This window comes from Nostoc sp. CCY0012 (assembly GCF_963920855.1).
GTDB lineage: Bacteria > Cyanobacteriota > Cyanobacteriia > Cyanobacteriales > Nostocaceae > Cyanocohniella.
Genome location: NZ_CAWUDM010000002.1, coordinates 45,030 through 57,076, shown reverse-complemented (window position 1 = coordinate 57,076; position 12,047 = coordinate 45,030). Strand labels below are relative to the sequence as shown.

The following is a 12,047-nucleotide window of genomic DNA, read 5'->3' as shown; positions in this document are numbered from 1 at the left end:
ACTGAGGCAAAACAGCTAATCAAAAAATTTACCGTTGGCTGCCCAGTTGAATATATTACGGCTACTCAACCTTTTTCGTTATTGTCAACAGCATTGCGTAAGCGCATCAGTTGACGGCGCATTTGAGGGGAAGCCTTGAACTCAGAAACTTCCTGCGCTTTGACAGATGCTTGTAGCGTCTCCAAAAATTCATCAGAACCTTCAGTCAAAGCATCTAGCAGCACCTGCAATAGTTGCTCGCGATCGCCCAATAAACTTTTTTCCTCAATCAACCGGAATTTGAGATGTATTTCGCATTCATAAACACCGACTTCGATATTACTTATTTGGCGTGGTAATGCTTTCGAGTTCATAGTTTTGAGGATTACTTTACTTGGTGGTCATGAGGGTGAGGAACTATATGTCCAGCAAAATCATTGATTTTTTTTTGAATCCACAGTGCTGGAATTATAAACCTTTCTTCAATCCATAACAGTTGTATTCCATATTCACCCTCTTGCGTTTTTTTAGCTAGACTTCAACTAGCCAAATCTTGATCTTCCTGAGCCAGATGTGCTTTAGGTAAACCATAACCATTATTCAGTTTTTGAGATTCTATACAATAAAGTTTCTGTAAGAACTTGTTTAATCTTTTTAAAGCTTTTCACATCAACTTTATCTTTCAGTCAAGAATAGTTTGACTTGTTACTCAATTTTTGGTGTTATTACGTAAGTGAAATTGCTGGTTTTTTTGAATTTGTTTAAAGCCAGAGGAGGTTGTACCAACATTACGTAAAATTACTGGATGTACCTTTTTTTCATTATAAAAATTCAGGAAATTTTGATGATTAAATTCATGAAAAGTAAATATTTGTGCATACAGATGTTGCAAAACTCTAAGCAAGCTCTGCCAACAAACTTCTCACCCTAGTTTCTTCTAGATATGGTATGTAAAAAAAGCTATAAATAAATTTATGCTTTCACAGAGTTAGGGATATCCAAAGAATAAATTATCCCATTTACTCAAATAGTATTTGTTGTCTTCCCCCTACTCCCGTACCCTTCGGGAAGCTACGCTAACGGCTGACGCTCACGGCGAAGCCTACTCCCTACTCCCCCGCTCCCCTGCTCAAAGCTTTTAATTAGAGGGCATTCCACTTCATGCATAGCGGTTACAGTTATATAATTTCAGTGTGATTAAATCAAGCCTGACACCCTTTTATGGACAACCCGATGCTGCTCAAGTCCACAACCCGGCATATCCGAATTTTTGCGGCAGAAATTGACCGGGATGGCGAACTGGTTCCTAGTAATCAGGTCTTAACGTTGGATATCGACCCAGATAACGAATTCAATTGGAACGAAGATGCTCTACAAAAGGTTTATCGCCAGTTTGATGAACTAGTAGAAGCATCAAGTGGTGAAGACCTCACAGATTACAACTTACGCCGCATTGGATCAGATTTAGAACATTATCTGCGATCGCTTCTGCAAAAAGGCGAAATCAGCTACAATCTCTCGGCTCGCGTCACCAACTACAGCATGGGTCTACCCCAAGTAGCAGTTGAGTAAAATTAGTAGAGTCAAGTAAGAAACAGGGGGTAGGGGAGTAAACTTTGGTCTAGTAACAAAATCTTTCTCCCTTATCTCCACTCTCCACAATTAGGCGTGAGTTATGCTTTGATGACAGATTTAGTTTTAGTCGCTCTGGCAATGTAGAGCCATAGAGGAGTAGAGGCTATCATTAGGCTGTAGGGTTGACTAAGGAGTATGTTATTTGCATAAGTAAGAAAATTAATTATTAATATACGCTGGTGTCTGCTGGCTAAAACCATGATCCCCAGTTAGATATATCGAATCCCAGAAGAAACATCAGCGGTTTAGATTACCGCTAACAATGCTGTTGAAGAAATTGCCAATCGCTGATTACTGCGAACACTATGGAAAATGATGCGGCAACGCTCTACTGCCCAAATGAAGCTTGTCTGGCTGCGAATCCCTTAACGCACAAGTTTTGCCAGCGATGCTCTGCACCTCTTCCCAAACGTTACCTCTGGGTTGTGGGCGAAAATTTGACTGTGGGTAGCCCTGGAGATATTTTAGCCGATCGCTATTTAGTCATTTCTAAATCTGTGGTTTTAGATAGGAAACCGGGGTTACTGCCCCATGCACCTGAGTTAGAAAATTCCCAGGGTATCAAAGCTTATCTAAGACTAATTCCTTACAGTTTAAACGTACCACAGGTATATGGAGTATTGCCCCTAGCTGATGGCAACTCCCGTAAAGAGATTTTGTTGTTAGAGAAGCCGCCCCTATGTGCAGATGCTTCAGCCACACAAGTACAGCTATGTAGCCAGTTAACTACCGCTTGGCGCCAAGCAACATCAATGCGTCAACTTAATTGGCTATGGCAGATAGCTAATTTGTGGCAACCTTTAAAAAGTGAAGGGGTGGCTACTAGCTTAATAGATCCTTATGTACTGCGGGTAGAAGGATCATTAGTGCGCTTGTTAGAATTGCGTTTTGACGCGGCAACGGCACCAGACTTGCCCCAATTAGGTGCATTTTGGCAAAAATTACAAGCGGAATCCAGACCAGCCATAGCTGAATTTTTGCAGCAACTGAGCAACTTTCTCATTCAGGGAGAAATTAACTCAACAGAAGTATTAATTACAGTTTTAGATCAAGGACTGGCAGACTTAGGACGTTCACAAACTCCCAAAATTAAAATCGTCACCAAAACAGACACAGGGCCCAGTCGCCAACGCAACGAAGATGCCTGTTACCCCGCCAGTGGCACAGTTGTGAGTAAACCACCCCAAGCCACGGCTTTAGCTATTGTCTGTGATGGCATTGGTGGACACGAAGGAGGTAATGTGGCCTCTAATTTAGCCATTGAAACCATCCAGCAGCAGGTACAGCAAATCACATCGGTTCCCTACGATCATTTAAAACCTTCTTTGGTGCTGGCTGATTTAGATCAAGCCGTAGCTATTGCCAATGATAAAATTAGCCAACGCAATGATAGTGAAAATCGCCATGCCCGCCAACGCATGGGTACAACTTTGGTGATGGCGTTACCTATTGCCCACGAAATCTATATTACTCACGTTGGTGACAGTCGTGCCTACTGGATTACTGATCACGGTTGTTATCAAGTTACCCTTGACGATGACGTGGCGGCTCGTGAAGTTAGACTTGGCTATGCTATCTACCGGGAAGCTGTACAACAGGGTGGTGCTGGCTCGCTGGTGCAAGCTCTAGGAATGAGTTCCAGTGCCTCATTACATCCTACTTCCCAGCGATTTATTGTGGATGAAGATGCGATTTTTTTGCTGACATCTGATGGATTGAGTGATTTTGACCGCGTAGAAGATTATTGGGAAACAGAAATTTTACCAATTCTCACGGGTGAAAATGATCTAGTGAAGGTTGCTGACAGATTAGTAGAAATCGCTAATACGAAAAACGGACATGATAATGTCACGCTGGCGTTAATACACTATCGAGTCAAGTACGTAGAACCAGAGTTAACTGTAAAAGCCGTCATTCCTGATGTTTTGGCGATGCCAGTGGCAAGTTCTGGAACTAAAGGCTTGCAACCAACATTACTAGAGGGGAGTCCCAACCAAAAAACGAAAGTCCTGCCCGAAAATCAGCCTACGAAAATTACGAGACTGCCGTTAAGTTTAATAGTGCCGTTAATCTTGGCGATCGCAGCTGGTGGATTAGGATACTTGATTATGCTACTGCGATCGCCTGCAAATATTTTTCCTGTGAGAACTCCACCACCCACTGTCTCTAATCCAGTTCCAGAGCGATCGCTGAATAACCTCGAACCTGGGTGGGTGATTCAAACCAACAGTGACATCCCTTTGGGTAATTTCGCAGCATTTCCCCCAGGAAGTTTTTGGCAAGTAATCGAAACTCAACCCATTCCCCAGCCTGCTACTGTAGATTTGTGGGTGGAGATGCGCCTGTGTTCTCCTCCAGGTGACGTTAATTCTAATGTTGCTCAACCTCCACAAGCACAGACAATAGAGCGAATTGAATTATCTCAACTAAAACGTTTTGATGTTTCTGTCTTGCAACCAGACCATGATAATCCCTGTGATGCTGATTTCAGCCAAACTCCAGTACCTAATGCACAGTAGCGTTCTCATCCAACTAATTAAGATCCTCGATAAATTAGTAAAAACCTGAAATAATACAGCTAGTAAACAGATGAAAAACTTGCCAAAACAGCTTTTTACCAAAAGAAAATTATTTTGGGAAAATTGAAAATAATTTGTATTTACCTTTTAGTGTCATGAATCCATGCCATCCTTAAACTTGGCGATCGCCCGTCTGATCAACACTGGCACAGATAACTTCGCCATTTGGGTGGTTAAGGCTCCCTATCCCAGTGGTTATGTTTTGCATGACTGCGTATGGCCTGTTGAACTCACTCAAGTTTGGCAAGAATGGCAGCAGATGTTTGCTGGTCATAGTGGCTTAGATATTCATCCCGGCTCTAACCAAGGGCAAATAAATCCATCACCCATCAACTTGGTTGCCCCGCCTTCTGGACAAACCACCAGCTATAGTATTCGTTTAATGCAATACCTCGGCATTAATCTCTGGCGTTGGGTCTTCGATGGGCCGATTCTCGGTAGTCTCGAACGTAGTCGCGGCATGGCTATGGGGCAGCGTAGGCGTTTGCGCTTTCGCCTAGAAATTCGTGACCCCGATCTTATTGCCTTGCCTTGGGAAATTATGCAGCGCGAACCTGGACAGCCGGCAATGTCTCTGTCACCAGATTTATTATTTAGTCGCACTACTAGTGAAGTTGAAGCCCTACCGTATTTGCGAACCGACCAGACTTTAAATATTCTCCTGGTTTTAGGACATGATGATAATCTGCAATTAGAACAAGAAGCAATAATTTTAGAACAAATTCTGGAACAGCGCAGTTTTCAAGGATATGCACCTTGTAACGTCAAGACACTTCTGCAACCAACACCACAAGAGTTAATTCAAGAGTTAGAAACTAAGGCATACAATGTTTTCTTTTATGCTGGTCATGGACTACCAGGCCCAGATGGAGGATTATTTTTGTTGCGCCCAGGTATGACCTTGAATGGCATAGAAATAGCCCAAGTTTTAACCCGTAGTGGGTTGAAATTAGCAGTTTTTAATGCTTGTTGGGGCGCACAACCAGCCTCTAGTCATCACCAAGCTATCCCCGCTAGCAGTATGGCAGAAGTGTTGATTCGACATGGTGTGCCTGCGGTGTTGGGAATGCGTGATCAAATTGCTGACCACGAAAGCCACAGTTTTATTCAGGCCTTTACTGCGGCTTTGCGATCGCGTAAATCAATTGATGAAGCAGTAGCAGAAGCTAGACAAGAGTTATTAACACTTTATAAGTTCAATCAACCTGCTTGGACTTTGCCTGTGCTGTATCTGCATCCAGATTTTGATGGCGAACTCATTAAGAGTTTTGATGAAGGCGTTACAGAAATACCAGAGACTGTACTACCTAACCTCAATTCCTCAATTCCTCAAGCTTCGTTGCGATCGCTTTCATCCGGTGGAGAAACGTGGGTATTACGATCTGGAGTTACCCGCATCGGTCGCACGAAAGATAATGATATTGTCATCCCCGAACCCTCGGTTTCCAAACGTCACGCCGAAATTTTATGTCGAAACACCTTAACTGGTACTACTCCAGTTAGAACTTATTATCTCCAAGATTTTTCTACCTACGGCACCACCTGGTGTTTAGGCCCTAATGGTTGGCAACAAATCCTCCGCGAGGAAGTGCCATTACAGTCGGGAATGCAGTTAAAGTTTGGTAGTTCGCGTGGTGAAATTTGGCAGTTTGTGATTGAAGATTCTTAGGAGGGAACTCGGGGCCCCTCTGGGGATAAGGGACTTAAAGTACAACCTATTTATTGTTTTATCTGTGTCTGTTTACCCAATACAAAATCATTATTTATCTGGATTGAATAATGCTAGTTTCAAAAACCTATTTTTAAGTTTAGATAAAATTGAATTTTTTGCGGAAATGTGCTTTTGACAGTTGTAGCTGTCAATACTAATAAATAATTCATCGGGAGACAAAAAAATGATCAATAAAAATAACGAATCAAAAACCTTTAACGCTTTATCTTCCCAGATGGAATTAGAGTTATTAGATACGTTACTACAACCAGAAGACGGCACTTATCCTTGGAATCCGGCTGATGATGAGTCAGATGCTTATTTTAGCGAACTAGAACAGCAGTTTGCTATGGAGGAATTACTGACCCACGAAGAACTAACAACAAAATCAGAAGCTTTTTATGGGCATCTAGACAGCTTATGGGATCACGTTGTCACTAATTCTCACTACAAATGTAATACAAATCAATCAGTTGTGGATCATCTGCAAGTGATTTTAAGTTCAGCCTTTGCTGCTAATGTCCCTCAAGGTTGGCTGAAAACTATCGCCCAAAAAGCTACAGAAATTTTTGCGACTCAACAATCAATCGGCGAAGAACTAGTACAGTGTGTTCAATCTGTTCTACCTACTTGGAACACAGACGATCTATTGGTTTTAGCACGTCCCTTTGCCTATGCTATGCGTAGCAACGAATCGAGAGATGTGAAATCTATTATTAATCAGGTGAATAACCGAGATTGGGCAACTTTATCGGAACTGGAACAAGCAAAAGTTAGTGTAGCGATCGCCTACTATGCTTTCAGACAAATAAAAAATTCTCAGTCTGAAGAATAGACTAATTATTCTACTATTTTCATATCTCACAGCTTGGTGTAATTTTTGGCTGCAAGTATTTGCCAGCGAATAATTTTACGTTGCGATTTTAAATTTTTGATTATTTTTGATACACAAGTATCTGATAATCCCCACCTTAGATTGATGTGGAAATAAACACATCTATCTGAAGACATAAATCAGAATTTTATTAGTCGAATTTCCAATCAGCTAGCAAAATGACGACGATTGATAAAATGATGCAACCCAGATATAGTAAGCGGTTGTCAATTTATTTCAGCAACTATTCAAGTCAGGAAATAAAAGGTAAAAGGCAAAAACGATACATCCTGAGGAGATCATGAAATTTTGACATTCAATTCTGATATTCTTATTTTTGCCTTTTGACTTTTGACTTCCCCATAACGGTACTAGCCCTTACTTGGGGCCAATGAAGCGGGTGGCGAAATTTTGCGATCGCGTCGGTGACAATACCCGGGCCTTAAGAATTGCTGCCATTAAGAAGGCATATGATAACACCCCAACTACCACTAACAGTAAAGCGTTAATAGATCCTGTGGCATTCCACAACGCGTGAAGTGCAGAAGCGCTGAGATAACCAATAGAAAGAATCTGCCAACTCATGCGCGGCTTGAGGACAGCCAAGCCAATAAAATATCCCAGATAGCCACTATAAGCCATATGCCCGGCCACAGAACCTAAAATTCGTGGGATTAGCAGTTGTAAACCCGCTAATTGGCCAGCCGCGCCTATTCCCACTTGTTGCGTGACATTATGGGTAATATCCGGCACATATTGTCCGAGAGTTTCCAACAAGGTAAAGCCTACAGCTGAAGCCGTTCCCAGGAGAATACCATCTAAGGGTTCCCAAATACCGATACGTTCTCGCCAAGGAGAAGGTAAACCCAGACCGATGAAATATGCCCCAATTAAAGGTAACGCCTTGAGTAATTCTTCCATCAAGCCGGCACCAAAAAACATCCGTACCAACAATTCTGTAAAGGTGATAGGCTCTTGAGGTGTAGGCAAGTTACCAGGCAGAATAACGCGAAACACAAAGATAAATAAATCCAACAAGGGACTCAGCAAAATCAGCGTTGTGCATAAAGCTGCTCCCATGAGTACCCACCAAGGCTTTTGCTTACCGCAAAGTTGATAAACAAAATAGTAAGCAGCCGAGGCGATGTAAGTTGCAACTATCACTTGATTAGCTTGGGGCTGACCGACAGTAGCAAACATCAGCACCACAAATATTACCGTGAGGATTCCTGGTATGAGATAGGCTTTACGAGTTAAATCTTTACCAGTGGAAATAATCGGAAAAAGTTGTGTGAAGCTTACCGAATCAGGTTGTTTTAAATAAGTGTGTCCGTGGGTTTTGGACGCTGATGGTAGCGGCTTGACTTGGTTAGTCATCACCGTAGGCTGAGAAATCAAATCATACTCGAAAATAAATTGCGGCCCATCAGAACCCAGAGAAATGCGATCGCCTGCATGTAATTCCTGACAACCAGACAAGCGTTTTCCGTTTAAAAAAGTGCCATTGGCACTATTTAAATCACAAATTACCCAACTAAATTTACTATCTGGAGATGAGGAGAGGGGACGAACCACAGCATGACGGCGAGATACCATCCGATACATCATGGCATCCAAGACAACTTGGCAGGTGGGGTCGCGTCCAATTACTACCTCTTTACTGGTAAGCAGCGAGTAGCGAGATTCTGAACCAAAAGCTGCCACGTTACCAGACACTAGCCGCAGAAATGCATTATGTCTTGTGTTTTTGCCTGTCATCGAGTTAGAGTGTCTTTCCAAACAAATTCATCAAAAATAATTCGGCATTAGAACTTAATCTTAGCCACGCCAACAGCAGCATTGCTAAATACACTATAGCTTTACTTCCTGTAAAGAAATTCAAAATTTGCTCATTCAAAATTTAAAATTGCCTAACTCAATATTGACAAGCATTCTGGCTGTAAGAATAATTTTCTGTGCTTTGTTTATCAGTTGTATTGATTAAAGTCTATAGGTGATATAGTCCTGACAAACAACTACAAATTAAATTTACAGCAATTGATCAAATAATAGTAGTATTCGCCACATTCAATCGTTGGCAAAACTTATAAAATTATCCACGGTTTGCTATCAGTTGTTTTTGATTACTGACCATTTCCAAATTGTATACGAACTTGTGTCAGAGGCACAGCAATAAAAATATTTTAGTTGATCATCTATATTCTGTGATGCCATGCCTCGACGACCAGTAAGTACTTAGATAAAATTAATTACACACATTGTCTTCCTATTCCCTATTCCCCGTTCCCGATCATCATTTGATAGCAGCTATTTCTAGATGCTCAACTTTAGTTCCCAGTACTTTCAGAAATTCTGATAACCAACGGGGATGAGCCGGCCAAGCGGGCGCTGTCACTAAGTTACCATCAACTATAGCCTCATCAACGGCAATATTAACGTAGATACCGCCAGCAGTACGGATATCTGGGCTACAAGCAGGGTAGCCAGTACAACGCTTGCCTTGCAAAACATCAGCCGCTGCTAACAACTGTAAACCGTGGCAAATAGCAGCTATGGGCTTATTGAATTGAGAAAAATGACGAGTTATTTCTAGTACCTGCTGATTTAAACGAATATATTCTGGCGCCCGTCCACCAGGGATAATTAAAGCATCATAGGTTTCTGGTTCTACTTCGGCAAAGGTGGCGTTTAAAGTGAAGTTGTGACCAGGTTTTTCAATGTAAGTCTGGTCTCCTTCAAAGTCGTGAACTGCTGTTCGCACCTTGTCACCAGCTTTTTTATCTGGGCAAACTGCATGGACGGTGTGTCCTACCATTTGCAACGCCTGGAAGGGAACCATGATTTCGTAGTCTTCCACATAGTCCCCAACGAGCATCAAAATTTTTTTGGCAGCCATGTTTGGTTATCCTCACATATTTAGTCACAAATTTATGAGTAAACCACTGGATGATAGCAAAGCGTTAACAAAGTGTAACTCAGACTACAGACGTTAGTTTTCTTTGGCTAAATAATTATGACTCATTCTCGCAGATTAAATTCTGCGATCGCCTGAGGAAAGTTTTTGTTTTCATGTCCGGAACGACTGAGTTTAATCAGGGCAAATCGCTGTAATGGATTTAAATTTGCCCACTGTTGTTGCGTGAGGATAACACCTATTTCCTGGGCCTTTTCTTGGATACTAGTGGGTATATTACTAGAGTCCATCCATGCAGGCTCAGATTCAATCGGTAGTGTTGCCGCTGGTTTGCCTGTGCGGTCTAAAATTAATTGCTGGAGATAGTCTTGGTAAGCTTTAATTTCTGTTTCTGTGGTACAAGGTAATTCAACTAAAGCTGTACGTTCATCTTGATTCATGTGATGCCAATCGGACAATTTTAATTTGATACCACAGGTATCTAATTTGTAGCGTACCTGCATAGGTATACAACGTAATGAGTCAACAAAATCTGCTTCAAATTCAAAAAAAATCGCCATAAATAATTTGTAATTAAGAAAGTTATTTAAGGTGTCATGATTTACTCTGGTAAAAATTCAGGGTATAAAATCTCTGTGAGTTTGTAGGGACAGGTTTGGGGAAATGATGACAATCCCGTTTCTCTTTCAGCGCTAATGGTAGCCAGAGGATAAACATCTTCTATGGCTTCAGTTAGATGAGGTTGAAGACTAGGGTTTTTTTGCAGGAGCTTTTCTAAACGCAGGCGTTGCTCTTTAATGGTTAATTGCCAACTGCGAGAGCGCAAGTTAGGCTGAAATTGCCATTTTAAGAGGTGCATAATTAAGATTTCTAATCTGCTTTCTAATTGTCGTTTTTCTGAGCGTCCCATGTCTTCTATTTCTTCGGCAATATTCTGCCAATCGATTTCATGGAGTTGTCTTGTTTTTAACAGGTCTGCTTGTTCTTGTGTCCAAGCATAAAAGTCATTTTCATAGGTGCTTGAGTTCATATTTTCCCCAATTCTCATTTATTGCTACAGGAATATCACCAGGTTGACGCTTAGTGTGGGGAAGATCGAAACCACGTTGAAGCTTCAACACATCACCCAAAGGAATTTTTTTCCAACCACTAGCTACCATATAAACCCATTTTTTGCAGATACCCCTCAACCCTACTTGTCAAATCATCCACCTCACTCGTAAACTGTGGCAAAGGCGTATCATACTGTTCTGCCAATTCCTTAATCTTAGGCGTCAATCATTCAAAAATATTATTTAACCTTTCTTTCTCTAATTCGCTTAAGGTCTTCCCAAAACTCTTCTCTTGTGACTCTATCTAAAATTTCCTTTCTTTCTTGTGTATAGTCACCGCTTCCCCATCCAGCTTGTTGTAAAAAACGAATAGCATCAACTTGACCCAAATTTTCTACTAAAACCTGATAACCTTTTTTTCTCAATTCAATTGGTGTCATCATTTATTTATCCTCCTAATTCAAAAAAGTTTTCATCAACCAAGTTACAGGATTATCTACAGACACTTTTAGCAAACCTTGATGCCGTAGTGAGTTCCTCAGTAAACGGTCATCGGTAGAAAGTAAAACATCTGCCTGAGCGACTTCTGCACAAACAATATGAAAGGAATCATAAAGGCCAAAACCTAATCCTTCCAATTGCTGCGAACGAGAATCCACCTCTTCATCTATGTTGATAGAAATCACAGCAAATTCTAATAATTTTCATATATTCTCCAATTTGTCGAGATTACGCATTCTCTCTAACTCCACACTGATGGCTTCGCTAGTAACAAGCTGCCATTCTCCAGCGCGAATGCGTTCCATAATGCGAAGAATAGCTTCCCCTTCTAAACGAATTCGCTCTTGTATCCAGTCATCAAAAGGACGATTTAGACAACAAACATCAAGATAAATTTTATAGTTTGCTTCCTGTTTATCTGTTACCACAGCAACCCCATTCTCTGTAAATCCCCTCAACCTTAGCCGTCAACTCTTCAACCTTACTCGTTAACTGTGGCAAAGGTATATCATATCGTTCCGCCAACTCCTGAATTCGCAGCGTCAACCGTTGCGAAATCCGATCCATCTCAGAAGCGATCGCCTGTCGCAGCATCGCCACCCACTTGTAATCTCCACTGATATAATGATGAAAGCCAGGAGAATAGGGAACTTATGCCCTTTAGTTGTGTAGTTTTGGACAAAATTCTTTAAAACTGACAATAATTATTTAATGTACAAATGGAGAATAGGAGACTCGAACCCCTGACCTCTGCGGTGCGATCGCAGCACTCTACCAACTGAGCTAATTCCCCTTGTGAATG

The 12,047-nt window shown here is 41.4% G+C and carries 14 protein-coding genes and 1 tRNA gene; 4 read left to right on the top strand and 11 right to left on the bottom strand.

Annotation, left to right across the window (positions count from 1 at the left end):
• Nucleotides 1-65 precede the first annotated feature (65 nt).
• Nucleotides 66-353: an Npun_R1517 family heterocyst differentiation transcriptional regulator gene (locus ACM0OS_RS00880; protein ID WP_414541261.1), complete on the bottom strand. Its 288-nt coding sequence runs from the start codon at nt 351-353 to the stop codon at nt 66-68.
• Nucleotides 354-1,200: 847 nt separating this feature from the next.
• On the opposite strand from ACM0OS_RS00880, the gene ACM0OS_RS00875 reads away from it, so the two are divergent.
• From ACM0OS_RS00875 to ACM0OS_RS00860, 4 genes are all read left to right on the top strand, one after another.
• Entirely contained in the window at nt 1,201-1,551 is a 351-nt protein-coding gene (locus ACM0OS_RS00875; RefSeq protein WP_414541260.1) for an NAD(P)H-quinone oxidoreductase subunit M, read from the top strand.
• 368 nt (nt 1,552-1,919) lie between these two features.
• Entirely contained in the window at nt 1,920-4,133 is a 2,214-nt protein-coding gene (locus tag ACM0OS_RS00870) for a PP2C family protein-serine/threonine phosphatase (RefSeq protein WP_414541259.1), read from the top strand.
• Nucleotides 4,134-4,296: 163 nt separating this feature from the next.
• Entirely contained in the window at nt 4,297-5,862 is a 1,566-nt protein-coding gene (locus tag ACM0OS_RS00865) for a CHAT domain-containing protein (protein WP_414541258.1), read from the top strand.
• Nucleotides 5,863-6,088: 226 nt separating this feature from the next.
• Nucleotides 6,089-6,739: a hypothetical protein gene (locus ACM0OS_RS00860; RefSeq protein WP_414541257.1), complete on the top strand. Its 651-nt coding sequence runs from the start codon at nt 6,089-6,091 to the stop codon at nt 6,737-6,739.
• A gap of 417 nt (nt 6,740-7,156) precedes the next feature.
• Here the strand turns inward: ACM0OS_RS00860 and ACM0OS_RS00855 are convergent, their stop codons facing one another.
• From ACM0OS_RS00855 to ACM0OS_RS00810, 10 genes are all read right to left on the bottom strand, one after another.
• A complete protein-coding gene (locus ACM0OS_RS00855; RefSeq protein ID WP_414541256.1) occupies nt 7,157-8,536 on the bottom strand; it encodes a PrsW family glutamic-type intramembrane protease in 1,380 nt (459 codons plus the stop codon).
• 535 nt (nt 8,537-9,071) lie between these two features.
• Nucleotides 9,072-9,674, bottom strand: a complete 603-nt coding sequence (locus ACM0OS_RS00850; RefSeq protein ID WP_414541255.1) for a DJ-1/PfpI family protein — start codon at nt 9,672-9,674, stop codon at nt 9,072-9,074.
• 122 nt (nt 9,675-9,796) lie between these two features.
• Entirely contained in the window at nt 9,797-10,252 is a 456-nt protein-coding gene (locus tag ACM0OS_RS00845) for a nitrate reductase associated protein (protein ID WP_414541254.1), read from the bottom strand.
• 41 nt (nt 10,253-10,293) lie between these two features.
• Nucleotides 10,294-10,722, bottom strand: a complete 429-nt coding sequence (locus ACM0OS_RS00840) for a DUF29 domain-containing protein (protein ID WP_414541253.1) — start codon at nt 10,720-10,722, stop codon at nt 10,294-10,296.
• Nucleotides 10,703-10,852, bottom strand: coding sequence for a hypothetical protein (locus tag ACM0OS_RS00835; protein WP_414541252.1), 150 nt, complete (start codon nt 10,850-10,852; stop codon nt 10,703-10,705). The genes ACM0OS_RS00840 and ACM0OS_RS00835 overlap by 20 nt, the downstream gene beginning before the upstream one ends.
• Nucleotides 10,853-10,983: 131 nt before the next feature.
• On the bottom strand, nt 10,984-11,187 hold the full coding sequence (locus ACM0OS_RS00830; protein ID WP_414541251.1) for a hypothetical protein: 204 nt from the start codon (nt 11,185-11,187) through the stop codon (nt 10,984-10,986).
• A 12-nt stretch (nt 11,188-11,199) separates the two neighbouring features.
• Nucleotides 11,200-11,430 (bottom strand): hypothetical protein, encoded by a 231-nt coding sequence (locus ACM0OS_RS00825; RefSeq protein ID WP_414541250.1) that lies wholly within the window; start codon nt 11,428-11,430, stop codon nt 11,200-11,202.
• An 18-nt stretch (nt 11,431-11,448) separates the two neighbouring features.
• The gene (locus ACM0OS_RS00820) at nt 11,449-11,673 is read right to left on the bottom strand and encodes a hypothetical protein (protein ID WP_414541249.1); all 225 of its coding nucleotides are present in this window, start codon (nt 11,671-11,673) and stop codon (nt 11,449-11,451) included.
• Nucleotides 11,660-11,845 (bottom strand): hypothetical protein, encoded by a 186-nt coding sequence (locus ACM0OS_RS00815; protein ID WP_414541248.1) that lies wholly within the window; start codon nt 11,843-11,845, stop codon nt 11,660-11,662. The genes ACM0OS_RS00820 and ACM0OS_RS00815 overlap by 14 nt, the downstream gene beginning before the upstream one ends.
• A gap of 120 nt (nt 11,846-11,965) precedes the next feature.
• A tRNA-Ala gene (locus ACM0OS_RS00810) sits at nt 11,966-12,038 on the bottom strand.
• Nucleotides 12,039-12,047 lie beyond the last annotated feature (9 nt).